Annotated in this window: 24 protein-coding genes; 7 read left to right on the top strand and 17 right to left on the bottom strand. The window is 69.4% G+C overall.

Annotated elements, in window-relative coordinates; translation table 11 throughout:
* The 8 genes from ACWELJ_RS02050 to ACWELJ_RS02015 form a co-directional block, all read right to left on the bottom strand.
* The coding region (locus ACWELJ_RS02050) for a hypothetical protein (protein WP_452364313.1) at positions 1-504 on the bottom strand (504 nt) is incomplete at its 3' end.
* Positions 501-1,835, bottom strand: coding sequence for an ArsA-related P-loop ATPase (locus ACWELJ_RS02045; RefSeq protein WP_452364322.1), 1,335 nt, complete (start codon positions 1,833-1,835; stop codon positions 501-503). The genes ACWELJ_RS02050 and ACWELJ_RS02045, both read right to left, overlap by 4 nt.
* 53 nt (positions 1,836-1,888) lie before the next feature.
* On the bottom strand, positions 1,889-2,326 hold the full coding sequence (locus tag ACWELJ_RS02040) for an SRPBCC family protein (RefSeq protein ID WP_452364312.1): 438 nt from the start codon (positions 2,324-2,326) through the stop codon (positions 1,889-1,891).
* Between the two features lie 19 nt (positions 2,327-2,345).
* Complete coding sequence (locus tag ACWELJ_RS02035; protein WP_452364311.1) at positions 2,346-2,738, bottom strand: polyketide cyclase / dehydrase and lipid transport; 393 nt, start codon at positions 2,736-2,738, stop codon at positions 2,346-2,348.
* 62 nt (positions 2,739-2,800) lie between these two features.
* Entirely contained in the window at positions 2,801-3,955 is a 1,155-nt protein-coding gene (locus ACWELJ_RS02030) for a glycosyltransferase family 4 protein (protein WP_452364310.1), read from the bottom strand.
* 35 nt (positions 3,956-3,990) lie between these two features.
* On the bottom strand, positions 3,991-4,995 hold the full coding sequence (locus ACWELJ_RS02025) for a peptidase MA family metallohydrolase (RefSeq protein WP_452364309.1): 1,005 nt from the start codon (positions 4,993-4,995) through the stop codon (positions 3,991-3,993).
* Positions 4,996-5,007: 12 nt separating this feature from the next.
* The gene (locus ACWELJ_RS02020; protein ID WP_452364308.1) at positions 5,008-6,006 is read right to left on the bottom strand and encodes an NlpC/P60 family protein; all 999 of its coding nucleotides are present in this window, start codon (positions 6,004-6,006) and stop codon (positions 5,008-5,010) included.
* Positions 6,007-6,263: 257 nt separating this feature from the next.
* A complete protein-coding gene (locus tag ACWELJ_RS02015; protein WP_452364307.1) occupies positions 6,264-6,887 on the bottom strand; it encodes a C40 family peptidase in 624 nt (207 codons plus the stop codon).
* 573 nt (positions 6,888-7,460) lie between these two features.
* Between ACWELJ_RS02015 and ACWELJ_RS02010 the strand changes: the two genes are divergently transcribed.
* Together ACWELJ_RS02010 and ACWELJ_RS02005 are read left to right on the top strand one after the other, a co-directional pair.
* Positions 7,461-9,194, top strand: a complete 1,734-nt coding sequence (locus ACWELJ_RS02010; protein WP_452364306.1) for a DEDD exonuclease domain-containing protein — start codon at positions 7,461-7,463, stop codon at positions 9,192-9,194.
* Positions 9,195-9,248: 54 nt separating this feature from the next.
* Positions 9,249-10,091, top strand: a complete 843-nt coding sequence (locus ACWELJ_RS02005; protein WP_452364305.1) for a MerR family transcriptional regulator — start codon at positions 9,249-9,251, stop codon at positions 10,089-10,091.
* A gap of 65 nt (positions 10,092-10,156) precedes the next feature.
* Here the strand turns inward: ACWELJ_RS02005 and qcrB are convergent, their stop codons facing one another.
* The 4 genes from qcrB to ctaE all read right to left on the bottom strand — a co-directional run bounded on the left by qcrB (position 10,157) and on the right by ctaE (position 14,481).
* Positions 10,157-11,779, bottom strand: coding sequence for a cytochrome bc1 complex cytochrome b subunit (gene qcrB / locus ACWELJ_RS02000; RefSeq protein WP_452364304.1), 1,623 nt, complete (start codon positions 11,777-11,779; stop codon positions 10,157-10,159).
* Positions 11,776-12,924 (bottom strand): cytochrome bc1 complex Rieske iron-sulfur subunit, encoded by a 1,149-nt coding sequence (gene qcrA, locus ACWELJ_RS01995; protein ID WP_452364303.1) that lies wholly within the window; start codon positions 12,922-12,924, stop codon positions 11,776-11,778. The genes qcrB and qcrA overlap by 4 nt, the downstream gene beginning before the upstream one ends.
* Positions 12,921-13,781: a cytochrome bc1 complex diheme cytochrome c subunit gene (qcrC, locus tag ACWELJ_RS01990; protein WP_452364302.1), complete on the bottom strand. Its 861-nt coding sequence runs from the start codon at positions 13,779-13,781 to the stop codon at positions 12,921-12,923. The genes qcrA and qcrC overlap by 4 nt, the downstream gene beginning before the upstream one ends.
* Before the next feature lie 88 nt (positions 13,782-13,869).
* Positions 13,870-14,481, bottom strand: a complete 612-nt coding sequence (gene ctaE, locus ACWELJ_RS01985) for an aa3-type cytochrome oxidase subunit III (RefSeq protein ID WP_357286621.1) — start codon at positions 14,479-14,481, stop codon at positions 13,870-13,872.
* A gap of 177 nt (positions 14,482-14,658) precedes the next feature.
* On the opposite strand from ctaE, the gene ACWELJ_RS01980 reads away from it, so the two are divergent.
* Together ACWELJ_RS01980 and trpD are read left to right on the top strand one after the other, a co-directional pair.
* A complete protein-coding gene (locus tag ACWELJ_RS01980; RefSeq protein WP_452364301.1) occupies positions 14,659-15,072 on the top strand; it encodes a hypothetical protein in 414 nt (137 codons plus the stop codon).
* A 115-nt stretch (positions 15,073-15,187) separates the two neighbouring features.
* On the top strand, positions 15,188-16,243 hold the full coding sequence (gene trpD, locus ACWELJ_RS01975; protein ID WP_452364300.1) for an anthranilate phosphoribosyltransferase: 1,056 nt from the start codon (positions 15,188-15,190) through the stop codon (positions 16,241-16,243).
* A 4-nt stretch (positions 16,244-16,247) separates the two neighbouring features.
* Here trpD and ACWELJ_RS01970 read toward each other — a convergent pair whose 3' ends face one another.
* Complete coding sequence (locus ACWELJ_RS01970; RefSeq protein ID WP_452364299.1) at positions 16,248-16,781, bottom strand: phosphoribosylanthranilate isomerase; 534 nt, start codon at positions 16,779-16,781, stop codon at positions 16,248-16,250.
* Between the two features lie 106 nt (positions 16,782-16,887).
* On the opposite strand from ACWELJ_RS01970, the gene ACWELJ_RS01965 reads away from it, so the two are divergent.
* Positions 16,888-17,193 (top strand): hypothetical protein, encoded by a 306-nt coding sequence (locus ACWELJ_RS01965; RefSeq protein ID WP_452364298.1) that lies wholly within the window; start codon positions 16,888-16,890, stop codon positions 17,191-17,193.
* 24 nt (positions 17,194-17,217) lie between these two features.
* Here ACWELJ_RS01965 and ACWELJ_RS01960 read toward each other — a convergent pair whose 3' ends face one another.
* Positions 17,218-17,493, bottom strand: coding sequence for an Lrp/AsnC family transcriptional regulator (locus ACWELJ_RS01960; RefSeq protein WP_213560441.1), 276 nt, complete (start codon positions 17,491-17,493; stop codon positions 17,218-17,220).
* Positions 17,490-17,945, bottom strand: coding sequence for a MarR family winged helix-turn-helix transcriptional regulator (locus tag ACWELJ_RS01955; protein WP_452364297.1), 456 nt, complete (start codon positions 17,943-17,945; stop codon positions 17,490-17,492). Before ACWELJ_RS01955 ends, ACWELJ_RS01960 begins: the two co-directional genes overlap by 4 nt.
* Before the next feature lie 79 nt (positions 17,946-18,024).
* Here ACWELJ_RS01955 and ACWELJ_RS01950 point away from each other — a divergent pair, with 79 nt between their 5' ends.
* Positions 18,025-18,876, top strand: a complete 852-nt coding sequence (locus ACWELJ_RS01950) for an NAD(P)H-binding protein (RefSeq protein ID WP_452364296.1) — start codon at positions 18,025-18,027, stop codon at positions 18,874-18,876.
* 175 nt (positions 18,877-19,051) lie between these two features.
* Here ACWELJ_RS01950 and ACWELJ_RS01945 read toward each other — a convergent pair whose 3' ends face one another.
* Positions 19,052-19,519 carry a carboxymuconolactone decarboxylase family protein gene (locus ACWELJ_RS01945; RefSeq protein ID WP_452364295.1) on the bottom strand — a complete coding sequence of 156 codons (468 nt, stop codon included), beginning with the start codon at positions 19,517-19,519 and terminating at the stop codon, positions 19,052-19,054.
* 234 nt (positions 19,520-19,753) lie between these two features.
* Between ACWELJ_RS01945 and ACWELJ_RS01940 the strand changes: the two genes are divergently transcribed.
* Complete coding sequence (locus ACWELJ_RS01940) at positions 19,754-20,644, top strand: YdcF family protein (RefSeq protein ID WP_452364294.1); 891 nt, start codon at positions 19,754-19,756, stop codon at positions 20,642-20,644.
* A gap of 58 nt (positions 20,645-20,702) precedes the next feature.
* Here ACWELJ_RS01940 and ACWELJ_RS01935 read toward each other — a convergent pair whose 3' ends face one another.
* Entirely contained in the window at positions 20,703-21,155 is a 453-nt protein-coding gene (locus ACWELJ_RS01935; protein ID WP_452364293.1) for a MaoC family dehydratase, read from the bottom strand.
* Between the last annotated feature and the right edge of the window lie 7 nt (positions 21,156-21,162).

The raw sequence follows: 21,162 nt of genomic DNA, 5'->3' as shown, positions 1-21,162 counted from the left end.
ACCTCCTGCCCGCACCCCGGGCAGCGCCCACCCGGTACACCCACCCCGGCGTCCGCCGCCCGGCCCGTCCCGCTCGTCGCGTTCGCCGCGGGCGTTCGCGTAGGCGTCGGCGAACGGCAGATCGCCGGCGCCGGAATCGGTTCCGGCGGCATGCGAATACCGGTGCCAGGCTTGATATTCCGGTGATTCCGGATCCAGATCCGGTGGGATCACCGGGTCCACCGGCACCCCGGCGAGCGCCTCGCGCAGCACGGTCACGATGGCGGTGCCGTGTTCGGCGATGGCGGCCACCACGTCGTGGTGTTCGCCGCGCACGATCGCGGCGGCCGCGCACACCGGGCACCAGCTGCAGCTGGACCATTCGGTGCGGCCGTCGGCGGCGGTGCGGCGCAGCACCGGTTCCACGCGTTCGAGCAGGGCCTCGGCGAGCAGCCGTAGCTCCTCGGCGAATTCGCCGAGGTTCTCTTCGGAGAGGCCGGGGCGCGGGTGGTGCGTGGTCGTCATTTCGGCCAGACCTGCGGGTCGGGCCGGAAGCGGATCACCAGGTGGTCGCCGTCGAGTTCGGCGGCGTCGACCGTGCACCGCCGCAATACCGGGGCCAGCCGCAATCGCCGCCGGACCCCGTCCGCTCCCACGATCAAATCGTCCTCCACTCGTCCCAGCCGCAGCGTCGACGCGTCCACCACCGGCAGATGCATGCGCATCGCGAACACCGAAGCCACCCCTGCCCCGGATTCGAGCCGGACCACCGGTTCCGCGGCGACGGGCGGCATCCCGTCCGCGTCTGTGCCAAGCATAGGGACCGGACGCCATCCCACCCAGTTACCACTCGCGTCCACCGCGTAGGACAGTGCGGCCAGCGAGCCCAGCCCCACCGGTTCGGTCCCCGCGTGCCCCACCACCTGCACCGGAACCCCGCGCAGCCGCTTGCGCAGCTCGGTCACCACGTCGAGTTGCTCACCGCGCCGGTTGAAGTACCACTGCACGGCCGGATGCGGCGGCGCGGCCGGATGCGGCGCGGGCATCTCCGGCAGCACCTTGTTGACCAGGATCGCGTCCAGGCGCAGGCCCAGCAGCGCGGCGGCCGAACGCACCCGCGCCGATTCGGCCACCGCCACCTGTTCGGCGACGGTCACCAGGCGCGCGCCGGTGCGGGTCCGATCCGCCAGCAGGTCACGGGCTTCGGTCACCGCGTCCACGATCTGCTCGACGGTCACCGCCAGCACCGCCTTGCGGAAGTCGGCGCCGATGGCCTCCATGGTGCGAGAGTGCGCGGGCCACACCCGTTCCAGATAACCGAGCAGGGTGTCGGGGGCGGTGACGATGCGCAGCATGTCCGCCGAGGGCGGGCAGTCCAGCACGATCACATCCCACCGCTGGCCCTTCGCGAACTGCGTGATCTCCAGCAGCGCCAGCAGTTCCTGCACCCCGGGCAGTCCGGTGAGCTCGGCGGGATCCAGTGCGCCCAGGTCGAATCCGTGCTCGTGCCCGGCGCCGGAGGCCATCATCAGCACCTGCCGGAACCGATCCTCCAGCAGCGCCAGCGAATCCACCTCGATGACGTCGAGACTCGGCGCGGCGGCGGACCCGACCACCGGCAGCCCCGGATCGGTGGCCTCGGGGTCGTTGGCGAGATCCGGTGCGGCCGTGGCGAACACGGGCAGCGGCACGCTCGCCACCGCCGGTTTCGCGCCGTGGCGCAGCCGGTAGCCGAGCGCGTCCCCGAGGGAGTGCGCCTGATCGAGGGAGGCCAGCAGCACCCGCTGCCCGGTGCGCGCGTAGGCGATCGCGGTCGCGCAGGCGAGTGTGGTCTTTCCGACGCCCCCCTTGCCGATGAACAGCTCGACTCGGGCGGCGGTGCGGGTCGGGCGTTCGGTACCGCCGGCGGTCAGCCTTCGACCCGTTTCTTGAGTTCCTTGAGGGCGGTGTCGGTGATGACCTTCTCCGCCTTGCGTTTGAACATGCCGATCATCGGGATGTTCAGGTCGACGGTCAGCTCGTAGACCACCTGGGTGGTGCCGTCGGGCAGGGCGATCAGTTCGTAGGTGCCGTCCTGCGCTTTCTGCAGCTCCCCGGCGACCAGGCTCCAGCTGACCGCGCGGCCGTCGGGCCGCCAGGTGTAGGCGAGGGTGTAGGTGTCCTTGACGACGCCGGCGTCCAGTACGAAGCGCGCGGTGCGGGCCCGGCCGTCGGGCTGTTTGTCGAGGACCTCGACCGAGCGGGCCGCGGCGACCCATTCCGGATACGACTCCAGGTCGGCGATGACGGCCATCACTCGGTCCGAGGGGGCGTCGATCACGATCGACCGCTGAGTTCGATCGGCCATGGGCGGCAACGCTTCCTTTCTAGTGAGCGGCCGCGGGCGCGACCCCGGCCTTGCGCCCAGCCTCGAGGCGGGCCTTGATCTCGAACGACATGACCTTGCCCGCGACCCGGCGGGTGCGGTTGAGCGCCAGCAGGTCACGCCCGGACATACCGGCGACGCCGCCGCGCGGTTCGGCGTGCATGAAGTAATGCATGATGACGCCGTCCAGCATCGGCTCGAGCCAGAGTTCCATGGTGCCCTCGGCGCCCCCGCTGACGGTCCAGCGGATTCCCTTGTCGCCCCGATCTTCCCGCACGTCCAATTGCAGGTCCGGCCACCACTGACGCCACCGGCCACGGTCGGCCAGAATCTCGGCGACGGCCTCGCCCGGCGCGGCGATGAAGGTCATGTCGGCAACCTGGATACTGCTCACGCGGGTGAGCCTATCGCAGGATGCGCCGCCGCTCAGACCCCGCGCCGACCTGGACCGGCGGCTCAGCCCAGGTGACTGGGGCGCAGGCTGGGATCCAGCAGGTGCTGTAGTCGCGTACCCATCAGGTCCCAGCGCCACTGCTGCTGCACCCAGGCGCGGCCCGCCGCGCCCATGGCGGCCGCGGCGTCGCGGTCGGAGAGGATGTCGACGATGGCGTCGGCGAGCGACTCCAGCTTGCGGCCGTTGACCACCCGGCCGGTCTCACCCTCGCGGACGGTCTCGGGCGCGCCGCCCGAATTGCCCGCGACCACCGGCACTCCCGTGGCCGAGGCCTCCAAGAACACGATGCCCAGGCCCTCCACGTCCAGGCCCGCGCCCCGGGTCCGGCAGGGCATGGCGAACACGTCGGCGATGGTGTGGTGGGCGGCCAGCTCCTGCGACGGCACCCGGCCGGTGAACACCACATCGTCGGAAACGCCCAGGGCCGCGACCAGTTCGCGCAGCTTCTGCTCGTAGGGTCCGCCGCCCGCGATCACCAGCACCGCGCCGTCGACCCGCTTGCGGATATCGGGCATGGCCGCGATCAGCGAATCCTGGCCCTTGCGCGGCACCAGCCGCGACAGGCACAGGATGGTCGGCCGATCCCCCAGCCCGTAGCGGGCCCGCAGTTCCGCGCGCGCGGCCGGATCCGGCTTGAACACCTCGGCATCCACCGCGGGCGGCAGATACTCCAGCGCCGACTGCGCCCCGAACGCCGCCGCGAACCGCCGCCGCGTGTACTTACTGACATAGGTGACGACATCGGTGTGATCACCGATGACGCGCAACGCCTGCCGCGCGCCGGGCAGCATCGACCAGCCCACCTCGTGACCGTGGGTGGACGCGAGAATCCGTTCGGCCCCGGCCTTGCGCAGCACCGGCGACATCAGCGCCAGCGGCGCGGCCGCCCCGAACCACACCCGGTCGCACTGCTCGTCGCGCAGGAGTTTCCGGGCCCGGCGCGCGACCAGCGGCGTCGGCAACATCAAGGTGGTGGGGTGCCGCACCACCTGGAACGGCTGCTGCGCGTCGAACTTCCAGTGGCTGTCGCCCTTCCAGCGCGGCGCGTACACCACCAGCTCGTCGGCGGGCAGCTGCAGGGCGAGCGCGTGCAGATACGACTGAATCCCGCCGGGTCGCGGCGGGAAATCATTGGTAACCAGCAGAGTTCGCCCCATGCCACAAACCTACTGCACCCGCGCGGGCGTCCGCTTTACGCGCCCTCGCCGGTGCGGGTGCTGAGCCAGGCCCGCCACGCGGTGACCAGGTCGGTGTAGGTGGCGCCGAGCGAGCCGCGCAGGACGGACTCCACGGCGGCCCGGTCCTTCGGTCCGGAGGCCAGCTGCCGGTACAGGTCGACCAGGGCCTGATCACCGTAGCGGTCGGCGATGAAAGCGCAGGCGGACCAGCCCTGTTCATAGGCGAGCGAGGCCTGGCCACCGCCCGGTTCGAACATCGCGTCGGCGGGGAGATCGGCGGGCAGGTCACCGGCACGGACGCGGGCGGTGAGGGCCGGAGCGATCTGGGCGACCGGGTGGCGCATGCCGCGGTGCGCGGAATACTCGGCGAAACCCTCGAGCATCCACATCGGCGACCCGTCGACGGTCACCGCGCGGCTGGCCAGGTGGGTGAGTTCGTGACGCAGCACCGAGCGCAGGCCCTCCGCGCCCAGGCGGCGTCCGGCGTCGGGCCCGAAAACCACGCGCTGCCCGGTCAATTGCGTGCCGGGCCGGTAGGGGTCGGCGACGGTGGACGCGGCGACCTCGGCGGGCACGTCACCGGTGGCGTGGGTGAGCGCCGCGAATTCCGAAGGGCTGGAGGCCACCGCCACGACCGGCGCCCGATTCCAGTCCTGGCCCCACAGCGCGGTGACCGCGGCGGTGGATGCCGCGAGTTCGCTCGCCAGCACCTCGAGGTCGGCGCGCTGGCCCGGATGGCCGAGCACGATGCCGGTCCGGCCCGATCCGGTCGGCACCGGTTCGGCGACCAGCTTCCCGTAGGCCTCCATGGACCGCTTCACCAGCGGCACCTGCGGATCGGTGGCCTGGCTCGAATCCTGGCCCGGCACCACGGCGCGCAGCGTCGGCAGCACCGAGTTCGGCAGCATGAGCAGCGCGCCGCACGCGGCGGTCAGGGCGCTGACCATGACCAGGGTGAGCACGAACTGGAACCGTCGTTTCGCCGACAGCCAGCCGCGGACCTGCCGCAGAGCGCTCATCGCCGCCTCTCGTCAGTATCGTCGAGCCGAATGGAACGGTGTCGAACCCAGCGGCGCGACCTGGACGGGAACGCCGAAAGTCGAAGCGTGCAGCATCAATCCGTTGCCGGCGTAGATGCCCACATGCGAGATGTCCGAGTAGAAGAAGACCACATCACCGGGCTGCAGGTCCTTCTGGTCGACCGGCGTGCCGTATCCGGCCTGCTGCTGCGAGGTGCGCGGCACGTTCTTGCCGACCTGATGGAAGGCCCACTGCACCAGGCCGGAACAGTCGAACTGGTCCGGTCCGGTGGCGCCCCAGACGTAGGGATCGCCGACCCGGGTCAGCCCCGCGGCCAGCGCGCTGGTGCCCGAACCCGGGACCAGACCCTTGAGCAGGCTGTCGCGATCGAAGCCGGGCGGGAACATGGAGCCCGCCAGCGCGGACTTGTCACCGGCCGAGAGCTGCCCCCACGCGGCGATGACCTGGGCCATCGAGCCTTGCAGCGCAGCGCGTTTGGCTTCCAGGTCGGTGCGCACGCGGTCGGCCGCGGCACTGGCGGCGCGGGCGGAGTCGGCGGCGGCGCGGGCGCCGGATTCGGCGGCGGCGGCCGCGGTGGTGGCCTTCTGATACTGGGCCAGTTGATCATTGGTGCGCGCACCCACCAGGTCCACGATCGACATCTGGTCGAGCAGCTGCTGCGGCGAATTGCTGACCAGTAGCGAGGTGATCCGGTTGGTGCGGCTGCCGAGCAGCGCGGAGGTGGCGGCGCGTTCGATGACCGGTTGGTAGCGGCGGATTTCGGCCTTGGCGGCGTCCAGCGTGGCGGCCGCGTCGGCGGCGCGCTGGTCGGCGGCGGCCGCGGTCGCGGACTTGGCGTCCAGATCGACTTGGGCGTCGAGCGCCTGCTGATTCATCTGCTCGGACTGCCGGGACAGGTCGATGAGCTTCTGGACCGCGTCCCCGGCCGAGGCCGGCGCGGCCACCGGATCGGCGCCGGCGAAACCGTAGCCGCCGTAGGTGCCGACCATGAGGGCCCCGACCGTGAAGGCTCCTCCGACCAGTCGCCTGGTCCGCTCACTGTGTGTCCGCTGATGTCGCTGCTGCGCTGCCACCGCTGGTGTCGTCCCGTTCTCTTACCCCGAGCCGGTCAGAAAGGTCTCGGTAAGATTACGAAACGGCGACCGCTTGTGTCCAGCAGGCCACGGAAGCATCACGGTCGCCGTTCCTCCCGCAGGTCGTCCGCCGGCGGTCGGCTGGGGGACGAATCCCCCGGTAGAGCAAGGGATCAGATACGCGTGGCGCCCGAGAACGGCATCGACGAGATCGGGGCGACCTTGACCGGCTGACCGGAGGTCGAGGCGTGCACGACATTGCCGTCGCCGATGTAGATGCCGGAGTGGCCGCCGCCGTAGAACGACACCACGTCGCCCGGCTCGAGGGCGTCGTAGGACACCGGGCTGCCCGCGCTGGCCTGCTCGTAGCTGGTGCGCGGCAGGCTGACGCCGGCCTGCGCGTAGGACCACTGCACCAGACCGGAGCAGTCGAAGGCGTTCGGGCCGGCGGCGCCGTACACGTAGGGGTCGCCGATGCGGCTCATGGCGGCGTCGACCGCGGCCTGACGGAAGCTGCGCTGCGGGCTGGGAGCCGGCGCGCCCGGGACCTCGATGCCGGGCAGGGCCGGGATGGTCACCGGCAGGGACTCGGGCAGGCCCGGGATCCCGGCGGGAAGCTGGATGGCGTCGGGCACGTCGAAGGTGCCGACGGGGGTGTTGACCGGCTGGGCCGACGCGGGGGTGGCGGGCAGCAGCAGCGCGCTCAGCGTGGCAGCGCCGACGGCACCGGCCGCGGCGGCGCGACGCGCAGTGCGCTGCATGCCCCGGACCTGTCGCTTGACGGTGGTGGTCGCCATGGTGAGGTACTTCCAATCTGCCCCGCGACGCCGCACCCGGTGGTGCGTCGGACTCCGCGAGGTCTCAGGAAGATTACGAGTACATAACGGTGCTTTGTAAAGCCGAGGCAGGCGCCGCGTGACTCAGAATTGTTGCGCACCCGTATTTCGGTGCGACAAACGTCACAACAATCACGAAACGATAACAGTGATCGTTTTTCGGAGAGCGTCCCGGGAGCTACCGGTCAGTAGCAAGCGCCTGCGGACAACCCTTCCGACCTTGGCGAATTCCGCATAATACGAGGTCAGAGCCATGGCGTGCGACCTGGGCGATTCCCGGGCGCCCCACCGACGCGCCCGGGCGCGGGGCACCGGGACAGCACCCGCCGGGCACGAATCCGAACCGACCACCCTCCCCCACAAAATTGATCCATTTTGTGAATAACTGTGACCCTCGCCACAAACTCGCATATTCGCGCAATTCGGGGATTTCATCTCGAGAATCGTCACCGGGTATCCGGACGTTTCCCCAGGTCGCTCGGAAAGATCAACTTCGGGCGACGTTGTCGGACCCCGCGCCTACGCTTGCCCCTCGTGTCCGGACAGCTGGCCTTCGATGAGCTCGAAACCCCGCTCTATGACACAACGTTCGTGGTCGTGGACCTGGAGACCACCGGAACCAGCCCCGAGGGCGACTCGATCACCGAGATCGGCGCGGTCAAGGTGCGCGGCGGCGAGGTGCTCGGCGAGTTCGCGACCCTGGTCAATCCCGGCTGCGCCATCCCGCCGCAGATCGTGCAGATCACCGGCATCACCACCGCCATGGTGATCGACGCGCCCCGGATCGAGCAGGTACTGCCCGGGTTCCTGGAGTTCGCGCGCGGCGCGGTGCTGGTCGCCCACAATGCCCGCTTCGATCTGGGTTTCCTGAAGGCCGCGGCCGCCCGGTGCGACGTGCCCTGGCCCGCCTTCCAGCACGTGTGCACGGTCCAGTTGGCACGGCGCGTGCTGCCCAAGGACGAGGCGCCCTCGGCCAAGCTCTGGTACCTGGCGCAGCTGCTGGGCGCGGAGACCCGCCCGACGCACCGCGCCCTCGACGACGCCAAGGCGACGGTGGACGTGCTGCACGCGCTCATCGCCCGGGTCGGCAATCAGGGCGTGCACAGTCTGACCGAGCTGCTCGACTATCTCCCCGAGGTGACCCGCCGCCAGCGCGCGAAACGTGTGATGGCCGCGGACCTTCCGGCGACCCCGGGCGTGTATCTGTTCCGCGGCCCGTCCGACGAAGTCCTCTATATAGGGACGGCGGTGAATCTGCGCCGCCGCGTCCGCAGCTACTTCACCGGTTCCGACACCCGCCCGCGCATGCGCGAGATGGTGCAGCTGGCCACCCGCGTCGATCACGTCGAGTGCGCGCACGGTCTGGAGGCGGGCGTGCGCGAGCTGCGGCTGCTGATCGCCCACACCCCGCCCTACAACCGGCGCTCGAAGTTCCCGCAGCGCGCGTGGTGGCTGACCCTCACCGCCGAGCCCTTCCCCCGCTTCGCGGTCTCGCGCACTCCGACCCGGGATGCGCTGGGCCCGTTCACCTCCCGCACCGATGCCCAGGAGATCGCGGCCACCCTCGCCGAGCAGTCGGGCCTGCGCACCTGCACCACCCGCATCCCGCGCACCGGCCGCCACGATTGCCGGCCCGCCATCGTCGGCGGTTGCCCCGCCGCCACCGAGAACAGCCCCCTATATATAGAGGAGTACGAACCGGCGCCCACGGCCATCCGCGCCCTGTTCGCCGGCGCGGACGACGCACTCCTGCACACCATCGCGGGCAGACTCGAAACCCTGTCCACCGCAGAGCATTTCGAGGCGGCGGCTCGCTTGCGGGACCGCACCGTCGCGGTGGTGCGCGCCCTGCGCCGCACCCAGCGCCTCACCGCCCTGGCCGCCATCCCCGAACTGATCGCCGCCCACCCCGACGGCGCCGGTGGCTGGCAGTTCGCGATCATCCGCCACGCCCGCCTCGCCGCCGCGGGCACCGCCGTCCGCGGCATCTCCCCGATGGCCGTCGTCGACCGCCTCGCGGCCGCCGCCGAAACCGTCCTCCCCCAACCCCTCCCGGACTCCGGCGACACCCCCGCCTTCCCCCCGCTGCGCGGCGCCCTCCCCGAGGAGGCCGGTCTGCTGGTCCGCTGGCTCGAACAGCCCGGCACCCGCATCGTCCGCACCACCGACGGCTACGCCGAACCCCGCCGCGGCGCGGGCCCCTGGCTCGACTGGGTCGACCGCGCCGAGGCCGCGCGCACGACCCCGGCCGACCCGACCCAGGGATGATGTCGTTCCCGCGCGGGTTGACTCTGACATCGTGTGAGGCGGCAGACTACGGCCGTGACCGATCCCTCGAACCTGATGTCCATCGGCAGCTTTTCCTCGTTGAGCCGGATCAGCGTGCGGATGCTGCGGCACTACGACGCGAGCGGCGTGCTCGTTCCCGCCTGGGTCGACGATGCCACCGGGTATCGCCGGTACGCGCCGGCGCAGCTGGGCGCCGCCGCCCGGATCCGCGAGCTGCGTGACGTCGGGTTCGGCGTATCCGCCATCGGAGCCCTGCTCGCCGTATTCGGTTCCGCCACGTATACCGACGCGCTGCGATCACAGCGCCGGACGCTCGTGGACGAGGCCGCCTCGGCCCGGCAACGGCTGGCCCTCATCGAGCGCATGCTCGACCGGAACCATCTGGAGAACACCGTGTCCGACATCGAGGTTCAACTGATCGACATACCGGCCCAGACGCTGGTGACGCTGCGCGGGGTGATCCCCGGCTATGCCGCCGAGGGGGAACTCTGGGCGCGCTTCCTGCCCGAACTCGAGCGGCAGCGCATCACCGTGACCGGACCGGGCGGCTGTATCGATCACGACGCCGAGTTCCGGGAATCCGACGTCGATGAATCGGTATTCGTCGAGACCGCCGCGGGCGTCGAGGTCCGGGCTCCGCTGCAAGCGCTGCGCTTTCCGGTTCGCCGGGCGGTGTGCGCGACCGTGACCGGATCGTTCGCCGACATGATTCCGATGGCGCACGATCGGATCGCGGCCTTCATCGACGACCACGGGCTGCGGATCGCGCGCACCGGTGACGATATCGCCACCCATCACTTCACCGTCTATCGCAACGACCCCGGAGAGGTGTCCGAAGCGGAGGCCGTGATCTCGGTGGCCATCCCGATCGTCTGATCGATACGGAACGGGGAAGGCCCCGAGTCGAATTCGACTCGGGGCCTTCCCTGGTGACGATCCGATCAGTGATCGGTCTGCTTGCCGGAGGCGGTGTTCTGGGCCGCTTCCAGGACGGCGAGCATGGTGTGCTCTTCCTCGTGCGCGATGGCGACGTTCTCCGCCTGCTCCGACGCGGGGTCGGGGCGCAGGAACGAGCCGGTGCCGGGCTTGCCGGCGGAGCCGAGCTTGGCCATCTTCTTGGGCACCGGGGCGCCCTGGTACTCCAGCGGGATCGGGTGGCCGTGCGAGTCGACCGGGCCGAGGGGCTGGTGGACCTCGATGTACTCACCGTGCGGCAGCCGCTTGATGACACCGGTCTCGATGCCGTGCTCGAGCACCGCGCGGTCGGACCGCTGCAGGCCGATGCAGAAGCGGTAGGCCACGAAGTAGGCGATCGGCGGGGCCAGCAGCAGCGCGATGCGGAAGAACCAGGTGGTGGCGTTCAGCGAGATGTCGAACTTCAGCGACAGGATGTCGTTGACACACGCCAGGGTCAGCACCATGTAGAACGCGATGGCCATGGCACCGATGGCGGTGCGGACCGGCACGTCGCGCGGACGCTGCAGCAGGTTGTGGCGAGCGGTGTCGCCGGTGAGGCGCTTCTCGATCCACGGGTAGGCGATCAGCACGGTGAACACCAGGCCCATGATGAGGGCGACCCAGAACGGCGCCGGGACCGTGTAGCGGCCCAGGTACAGCTCCCACGGCGGCATGAGACGCGCCATGCCGTCGGTCCACATCATGTAGAAGTCCGGCTGCGAACCCGCGGAGACCTGAGACGGGTTGTAGGGACCCAGGTTCCAGATCGGGTTGATCTGGAAGACGCCACCCATGATCGCGACGACGCCCAGGGTGAAGGCGAAGAACGCGCCCTGGTCGGCGGCGAACACCGGGATGATGCGGGCGCCGACGACGTTCTTCTCGGTGCGGCCCGGTCCGGGGAACTGGGTGTGCTTCTGGTACCAGACCAGCGCGACGTGCGCGGCGATCAAGGCCAGGATGATGCCCGGCAGCAGCAGCACGTGCGCGATGTACAGGCGCGGAATGATGATGGTGCCCGGGAAGTCACCGCCGAAGATCAGCCAGTGCATCCAGGTGCCGATCACCGGAACACCCATGGTGATACCACCGAAGGCGGCACGCAGACCGGTGCCCGACAGCAGGTCGTCGGGGATCGAGTAGCCGAAGAAGCCCTCGAACATGGCCAGGATGAGCAGCAGCGAGCCGATCACCCAGTTGGCCTCACGCGGCTTGCGGAACGCGCCGGTGAAGAAGATGCGGAACAGGTGGATGATGATCGACGACGCGAACAGCAGCGCCGCCCAGTGGTGCACCTGGCGCACGAACAGACCGCCGCGCACCTCGAAGGAGATGTTCAGCGCGGTCTCGTAGGCCCGCGACATGGTGACACCGCGCAGGGGCTGGTAGGCGCCCTGGTACACGGTCTCCGACATGGACGGGTCGAAGTACAGCGTCAGGTAGATACCCGACAGCAGCAGGATGATGAACGCGTACAGCGCGATCTCACCGAGCAGGAACGACCAGTGGGTCGGGAAGACCTTGTTGATCGATCGCTTGGCGAACGCAGCCAGGTGGTAGCGCTCGTCCATTTCGTTGGCCTGGACGGCCGCTTTGCTAGGGCTCATGAACGACGCTCCCAGTAGGCCGGGCCGAGCGGCTCGATGAAGTCGCCGGCGGCGACCAGGTAGCCATCGGCATTGACGGTGATCGGCAGCTGCGGCAGCGCGCGAGCGGCGGGACCGAAGACCGGCTTACCCCATTCGGTCGCCGAGAACTGCGACTGGTGGCAGGGGCACAGGATCCGGTTGGTCTGCTGCTCGAACAGCGAGGTGGGGCAGCCGAGGTGGGTGCAGATCTTCGAGTAGGCGAAGTAGTCGCCGTAGTTGAAGCTCTCCTGACCCTTGCGCTTGATCGCGGTCTGGGCGTCGTGCGGACGCAGACGGATCAGCATGACCGCGTTGCGGATGCCGCGCAGCGACTGCAGGGTCGCGTGCTCGTCACCGCGCCAGGATTCCTTCCAGGGGAAGACGGTTTCCATGGCGCCGCCGTCGAGGTCCTCCGGCTTGACCAGGACGATGTCCTCGGGGCGGCCGGTGTCGCGACGCAGGTAGACGGTCTCGCCCGGGTAGTCCGGGGTCCAGCCCGAGACCCACAGCGGCGACTTGTCGCGCTTGGCCCACGGGTTCTTGATCATGCCGCCGACGAAGACGAACAGCGCGCCGACGCCGACCAGGCCCGCGCCCAGACCCGCGGTGCGGGTGATGAGCTTGCGGCGGCCCAGGGTCGAGGTCTCGGCGGCGTCCTGCAGCTGCGCGACCAGGGTGCGCCGGTTGACCTCCGAGGACGGGCCGTCGTGGCGGTCCTGGATGGAGATCTCGGCGGGGATGAAGTGCTTGCGGATGAGCACGACCGCGATGCCGATGGCCAGCACGGCGATGCCGAGGGTGAGGCCGTACAGCGGGGTGGTCAGCGTGTACATCCCGTTGCCGTCCTGGTGGCGGCCCTTGTACTCCCAGGGCCAGAACAGGAAGACACCGATCAGCGCGGCACCCGCGAGCGCGGAGATGCCGAACCACAGGGCGACGCGGCGCTCGGCGCGCTTCTCGGCGCGCGTGCCCTCGACCGGCCAGCGGGGGGCGCGGTAGGCGACGTCGACGCCGTCGAGCTCGGTGCCGAGCTTGACCAGCTCGTCCCGCGACATGGCGTCGAGCTGCTCATCGGTGGGTTCGGTGGGGTTGTCCCCCATGGTGTTTCGCTCCTGTTCGCTCATGACCGGGAACCGATCCACATCGCGGAGCCGACCAGGACCACGATGCCGACGACCCAGATGGCCAGGCCTTCGGTCGCGGGACCGAAGCCGCCGAGGCCGTAGCCGCCCTCGGACTTGGTCTCCATGCGGTCCTTGATGTAGGCGACGATGTCCTTCTTCTCGTCCGGCGTCAGCTGCCGGTCGGAGAACTTGGGCATGTTCTGCGGGCCGGTCAGCATGGCCAGGTAGATCTGCTGCTCGCTGGCTTCTTCCAGCGGCGGCGCGAACTTACCGGAGGACAGCGCGCCACCCTTGCCGGTGAAGTTGTGGCAGGACGCGCAGTTCATGCGGAACAGCTCGCCACCGCGGCCGAGGTCGCGGCCCTCGATGAGGGATTCCTGGGCGACCTCGCCGTTGGCGTCGCGCACGACGGTGGGGCCGCCACCGTTGGCCTGGACGTAGGCGCTGATCGCGTCGGTCTGGTGCGCGTCGAACTTGGCCGGCTTGCGCACGATCTGCGCCTCGTTGCGGGCGGCGGGCATGCGGCCGGAGGAGACCTGGAAGTAGACCGCGGCCTCACCGACGCCGATCAGGCTGGGGCCGCGATCCTGGACACCCTGCAGGTTGACACCGTGGCAGGTGACGCACGAGGTGTCGTAGATCTGCTTGCCCTCGCGGATCAGCGCGGACTGATCCTCGTGAGCGGTCGCCACCTGAGCCTGCGGGGTCAGGGCCGATGCCGCGAAGCCGGCTCCGACGAGGCCCATCAGGAGGACCAGACCGCCCGCCAGCTTCCGGCGAACCCGGCGCTGCTTGCGGATCTTGGTGGCCTGGCCGATCCCCTCGGGATCTGGCGCTGACGGGGGAGATGAACTCATCTGTGTCCCTTTGGAGTAGACGGAACCGACTTGTACAAGTTTGTGGTCGCCGGGGCGGGGGGCTGACTGCTCCGGCGGGTGTCCGGTGTTAGCGGACGAAGTAGATCGTCGCGAAGAGGCCGATCCAGACGATGTCGACGAAGTGCCAGTAGTACGACACGACGATCGCCGCGGTGGCCTGCGCCGGGGTGAACTTGCTGAGCTTGGTGCGCACCAGCAGGAAGATGAACGCGATGAGACCGCCGATGACGTGCAGACCGTGGAAGCCGGTGGTGATGTAGAACACCGAGCCGTACACCGAGCTGGAGATCGTGGTGCCTTCGTGCACGAGGTTGGTGTACTCGTAGCCCTGGCCGGCCACGAAGAACGCGCCCATGATGAAGGTGAGCAGGTACCAGCGGCGCAGGCCGAACACGTCGCCCTTCTCCGCGGCGAAAACGCCCATCTGGCAGGTGAAGGAGGACAGCACCAGCACCGTGGTCACCGGCACGGCGAGCTTCAGATTCAGCTCGGTCGGCTCCGGCGGCCAGACGCCGTGCGCCTGGGCGCGGGCAACGAAGTACATGGCGAACAGGCCGGCGAAGAACATCAGCTCGCTCGACAGCCAGATGATGGTACCGACGCTGACCATGTTGGGCCGGTTCAGCGAATGCACACGCTGGGTAATGGCCGATCCTGGGGTCCCTACTGCGGTCGTCACGCCGGTAAGTATGACTCGTCGTAGTACGACAGGTGTAGGCGGGTACGAAACTTTGTCGTCCGTGTCGGAAAGCCCAGGGCGAGCGCGGCTCTCGCGGGGTTCCCGGCGTGTCCCCGCAGAGCCTAGATTGCGCAGGTAAGAGGAAGCTGAGGCCTGTTCCAGGGCCCATGAGAGGGAGTGGACGTGAAGTCGTGGTGGCGGCGGTGGCGAGAGCGCGGCGGCGCAACACAACTGGATCCGGCGCGCCCGGATCTGGTGGTGGTGGCATCGAGTTTCGATGACGCGGAGGCCTGTTCGGCGGCCCTCGGCAAGGCCTTGGACTGGACGGCGGACCGACCGGTGGTGCTCAGGCATCATTTGCGCCTGCCGGCGGATCGGGTGAATGCGGTGCAAGTCATTGCCGCGCAGGGCGGCTATGACACCGCCTCGGTCACCGATTCCGACCCGGCGCGCCTGGTCTTGCAGCGGGTGCAGATCCTCGACGCGGTGCACTGCTCGCAGGAGCGTTCCCGCATGGCGGGCCTGGCCCAGCGCCATGATGGCGATGCGCTGGGCTGGGACGCCCTGCAACCTGCCGAGCGGCCGCGCTAGTCCGGGGGTTCGGTGGGCGAAGCTCCCTGAGAGTCCCGGGAGTCGGGTTCTCCGCACTAGGCTTGCCCCGACCACACTGATGTCCGGCGCGAGCCGGCAACGGGAAGAGAAGGCAATGAGCGCGCGCAGCTGGCGAGAAGTTCTCGGCATCCTCACCGACGGCAACGATCTGTCCTCGGACGAGGCCGCGTGGGCGATGAACGAGATCTTCACCGATAACGCGACCTCGGCGCAGATCGCGGCCTTCGGCGTGGCCATGAAGATGAAGGGCCCGACCCCGTCGGAGTTGAACGGCTTGGCCGGGGGCATGCTCGCGCACGCGCGCCGGGTGCGCCACGACGGCGCGGCGGTGGACATCGTCGGCACCGGCGGCGACCGTTCGGGCAGCGTGAACATCTCCACCATGTCCTCGATCGTGGTCGCCGCCTCCGGGGTCCCGGTGATCAAGCACGGCAACCGCGCGGCCTCCTCCAAGAGCGGCGGCGCGGACGTGCTGGAGGCGCTGGGCGTGAAAATCGCGCTGGGCCCGGAGTCGGTCGAGGAGTGCGTTCAGCGGACCGGGATCGGTTTCTGTTTCGCGCCGGTGTTCCATCCGTCGCTGCGGTTCGCCTCGCAGGCGCGCGGTGAGATCGGGATTCCGACGGTCTTCAATATCCTGGGCCCGCTGACCAACCCGGCGCAGCCGGGCGCGGGTCTGATCGGCTGCGCGTTCCCGGAGCTGGTGCCGGTGATCGCGGGCGTGTTCGCCGAACGCGGCGCCAAGGCGCTGGTGGTGCGCGGCAACGACGGCCTCGACGAGATCACCACCGCCGACACCTCCGACGTGTGGGTGGTCGCCGGCGGCACGCTGCACGAAACCACCATCGACCCAACGACTCTCGGCATCGAGCGGGTGGATCCCGTGGCGCTGAAGGGCGGCGACGCGGCGAGGAACGCGGCGATCGCCCGGACGATGCTCGCCGGGGAGCCGGGTCCGGTGCGTGACGCGGTGCTGTTGAACTCGGCGGCAGCGCTGGTCGCGTTCGACCTGACCGCCGAGGATGTGCACGCCGATCTGCACGCCAAGCTGGCCGAGGCGCTGAAGCGGGTGGCCGAGACGGTGGATTCGGGTGCGGCCACCGCGCTGCTGGAGCGCTGGGTGAGCGTCTCCAACGAGCTCGGCGCGGACTAGCCGCCTATTTCGTGCCCTCGATGAACCGGCGCATGGCATCGAAACTCTTGATGCCGGGCGCGGTTTCGAGGGCGCTGGACACGTCGACGCCGAAGGGCCGGTGGGTGGCGATCACGTCGGCGACATTGTCGGGGGTCAGTCCCCCGGCCAGCACGACGCGGCCGGGCGCGTGTTCGAGCCAGTCCGGGAATTCGGCGAAGACGCCGGATCCGTGGCTGGCGTCGTAGAAGAAGTATTCGCAGGTCTGGCCGGGTTCGGGCCGTACGGCCGAGCAGTAGGCCAGGTTCGGCAGGTCGGTCCAGGTGTAGAGCTGGATGATGTCGAAGTCGTCGATCACCTCGGCGATTTCGTGCTGCTCGAAGGCGACGACGAAGGATTGGATCCGGCCGCGCGCGTACGCGGCGAGTTCGCGGGCCCGCGCGGGTTCGACGTAGCGTTTGCTCTTCTGCGTGCCGACCACGCCGATGGCCGAATAGCCGAGGTCGACGGCCCAGTCGATCTGTTCTTCGGTGGTCAGTCCGCACACCTTCACGAACATGGGTTCCTGCCTTCCCCTGAGCGATCGGCTCAGAGTGTCCTGGGAGTTCGGCTCCCCCGGCGATGCGGGGGCGGGCGGCCGGTCGCCGCGGCGATACAGTGCGGGCATGCGATACGCGGTGGTACTACCCGGCCTGGTGGTCGTGTTCCTGGGCCTCGGGGTTTCGGTGAGCGCCGCCCATCCGTGGGCCCGGGCCGAGGGCGGTGAGGTCCTGACCGTGGACGGCCGTGGTTACGGCATCCCGTCGGAGTGTGTGACCGTGCGCCATATGCCGCATCGGCTGGAGGTCGCGAACGCGACCGCCCAGCGGGTCGATGTGTACCTGTTCCCGGGCTGCAAGGGCGGCGTCACGCACATCATCGAGCCGGGTCATACCGGCCGGGCGCTGGGCGCGTCGGTCCAGACTCGCTGACCGGGCGTTTCGCGCCCGGTCGGCTCATTCGCCGATCGAGAAGCCGGCTTCCACGTCCGCGCGCGAGTAGGACTTGAACGCGATGTGGGTGGCGGTGCGCAGCACGCCGGGGGTCTTGTTGATGTGCCCGGTGACGACGTCGGCGATCTCCTCGTGGTCACGCACCCGGACCTTGGCGATCAGGTCCACATCCCCCGCGCACGAATAGACCTCGGTCACCCCCTTGATGTCGGCCAGTTCCTGCGCGGTCTCCGGAATCCGATCCGGTTCGGCGGAGATCAACACGATCGCGGTAATCATGTGCCCAACTCTAGTGGTTCGCCGAGCAGGTCGGCGGCGGCGCGGTGGATCTTGGCCAGCGCGGACATCAGGTATACGCGTTCGTCGGCGGTGAGCTCGGCGGTGACCTTGTCCGACAGTGCCTTCCGATCGGCTTCGACGGGTTCGCGCAGTTCACGGCCGTGATCGGTGAGCCACAGCCGCACCAGGCGATGGTCCTTGTCGTCGCGCCGGCGGGTGAGCAGCCCGGCGGCGGCCATCCGGGTGGCCATCTTCACCACGGTCGGCGTGGTGACGTTCAGCGCGGCCGCCAGCTCCCCCGGCGTGCGCCCGTCCTGTTCCCACAGCGCGGCCAGGACGTGGTTCTGCCCCAGGTGCAGCCCGTGGCGGCGCATATCGCGATCGGCCAAGGCGCGCAGGACTTTCGAGGTGCGGCCGTGCAGATCGAGGAACTCGGGTCCGGCGTCGGGCATGGGTCTCCTTCCGAGCATTGACGCCCGATCGTTAGCCGTCTAACGTTTTTCAATAGACGGCTAACGATCTGGAGATCTCATGCTACTGCTGACCGGAGCGACCGGGAACATCGGCCGCGAACTCACCCGCGTCCTCGACGCCCACGACACCGATTTCCGTGCCCTGGTGCGAGATCCGGCCCGCGCGGCCACCCTGCCCACCCGCGCCGAGGCCGCCCGCGGCGATCTCGACGACGCCGCGAGCGTCGAGCGCGCCATGTCCGGAGTCACCGCCCTGTTCCTGCTGGTCCCCGGCATCGGCCTGGACCACACCCGCACCCTGCTGCGCGCCGCCGAACGGGCCGGCGTGCAACGAATCGTCCTCATCTCCTCCGCGCACGTCCTGTTCGACCCCTTGCCCGCCATGGGCACCTGGCATCACGAACGCGAGAACCTGGTGCGCGCCACCGGAATTCCGGCGACGATGCTGCGCCCCGGCGGCTACATGTCCAATGCCCTCGAGTGGATCCCGAACCTCCGCTCGGGCGCCCCGGTGCTCGATCCGTCCGGCCCCGGCCGTTTCGCCCCCATCGACCCGGCCGATATCGCCGAGGTCGCCGCGCGCTGCCTCACCGAGCCCGGCCACGCCGGCGCGGCCTACCACCTCACCGGCCCCGAGGCCCTGACCATCGCCGAGCAGGTCGCGATCCTGGCCCGAATCCTGAACCAGGACATCGAGGTTCGCGAAGTGGCGACGCCGGAGGAGGTCGTCGCGGCTCGCTTCCCGCACGGCGCTCCCCCACGCCTGGCCGCGGCGATCATCGAAGGTTTCGCCCTGCTGCGCGCCGACGCCGTCGGTGATCGCACCGACACGGTGGCCGAGCTGCTGGGCCGTGCGCCGCGCACGTTCACCGCGTGGTGCGAGGCGCACCGCGCTGCGTTCGAGCACTGAAACGCGGCCTTCGAGCACTGAATTCCGTTGCGCCAGTGGCGGGATTCGAACCCGCTGGTCTGCCATCACACCGGCTGGACCACCCCACGTCCTGCGCGCCAGGGCGTCGGTGGCGTCGAGAACAGTAGCCACCCGCCGCGGAAATCGATAGCGAATTTCCGCGGCGGGATGGCGGCTACCACTGGCCGGGGGTGTACTGACCGCCCAGCTGGCCGGAGATGACGTTGAGGCGGTTCCAGGCGTTGATGGTGGCGATGAGGGAGATCAGGGCGCCGATCTGGTCGTCGTCGTAGTGCTTGCGGACCTGGGCCCAGGTGTCCTCGGTGATGGCGGAGGAGGTGTCGGCCAGGCGGGTGCCTTCTTCGGTGAGGGCCAGGGCGGCGCGCTCGGGCTCGGTGAAGACGGTGGATTCCTTCCAGGCGGCGACCATGGCCAGGCGGACCGGGGTTTCGCCGGCGTGGGCGGCGTCCTTGGTGTGCATGTCCAGGCACATGCCGCAGTTGTTGATCTGCGAGGCCCGGATCTTGACCAGTTCCTGGGTGGCGCGCGGCAGGGAGGAGTCGTCGATCACGCGGGCGGCGGTGACGATGCGCTTGGTGAACTTGGCGGCGATCTCGTTCTCGTACAGGGCGAAGCGGGTCATCGTTCTCTCTTTTCTGGTGGGTGTTCGTCGGCTTCATGAGGTTGACGACGCGGCCCGCACAGGTGTGACATCGCCGCGCGTGTGAGCCCGGTCACCCCCGGAAAGCGGGGTCTGGCGCGAAAAGTGAATCTGGATTTCACCAATTCCGCTCCGCGCGGCGCGATCCGGCGCGATCATGAATCGGTAGATTGTGAACCGACCGGTAGTCACATCCCGGCTACCTAGGGGGTTGCGATGCTCGAATCAGGCAGACACCGCCGCGCCTCGTCCGCGGGCCAATGGCAGTGGGTTCGTCCGCAGCTGCGGCGCACCCCGCCCGGCCGACATCATCGGCCGGCACCGAACACCTTCCGCACCAAAACCTTACAGGCGCTGCTCCCCGGAGCGACGGTCGTCGCCCTCGCGGCGGTGGCCACCCCGGCGCACGCCGAGGTGGTGAACCCGGCTCCCGCCGACTCCCCCGCCCCGCCACTCGCGGACGAGGGAACCCAGACCGCGGCCGAGTGGGGTGCGCCGCAATCGGCCGCCACACAGACTCGGCTACTACCCGGCGACTCGGCGGACCGGCCGCCGCAGATCGATCCGATGTTCGGCCTGTCCCAGGACCTGCCGGCGACCTTCGACGCGGTCAAGTCCTTCAATATTCCGGGCATGGACCTGCCGGGCCTGGATCTGCCCGCGCTGTTCACCCCCGAGACCGCGATCGTGGTGCTCGGCTACGGCCTGCTGCCCGACGGCCAGATGCGCCCGGAGCTCATGGCCCGCCTCTACGCCGGCTACGTCTCGGCGCTGCTGTCGCCGCAGGCCCCGGTCATCGTGACCGGCGGCAACCCGCAGAACGGTGTCACCGAGGCCGATGCCATGGCCGACTGGCTGGTCGAGCGCGGCATCGACCGCAACCGCATCCACACCGAGACCAAGGCGAATTCGACGGTCCAGAACGCCGCCTTCTCGGCGCATCTGATGGACGTGATCGGCGCGCACGCCGCGATCCTGATCACCTCCGCGGATCACATCGCGCGGGCGCTGACGAATTTCCGGGCCGCCGGCATCTCGGTGGTGGCCACTCTGACCCCGGACTCCGCGCCGCTGTCGGCGCAGCCGTTCGGGCCCGGCATGAAGTAGGACGGAAAACCGAAGGCCCGCTGATCGATTCGATCGGCGGGCCTTCGGCACGAGCGGGTCAGGCGAGGTAGCGCGCGATGCTCTCGGCGACGCAGGCGGGCTTGTCCGCGCCCTCGATCTCCACGGTCATGGTGCGCACGGCCTGCACGCCGCCGGCAATGTCGGTGACGGTGTCGAGGGTGAGCCGGCCGCGGATGCGGCTGTCCACCAGTACCGGGTTGATGAAGCGAACCTTGTTGAGCCCGTAGTTGATCGCCATCGAGGCCGCGCTGACGGTCATGATCCGCGCGGTCATCGGCACCACCAGTGACAGCGTGAGGAACCCGTGGGCGATGGTGCGTCCGTAGGGTCCGGCGGCGGCGCGGGCGGTGTCGACGTGGATCCACTGGTGGTCGTCGGTGGCGTCGGCGAAGGTGTCGATGCGGTGCTGGTCGACGGTGATCCAGTCGCTGACGCCGAGTTCGGTGCCGGCGGCGGCCCGCAGGGCGTCGAAGTCGCTGAAGTCGATCATGGTTCTG

It is taken from the genome of Nocardia sp. NPDC004582, assembly GCF_053602115.1.
Note: the sequence above shows the minus strand (reverse complement) of the source record. Positions and strands in the feature narration are given on the sequence as shown.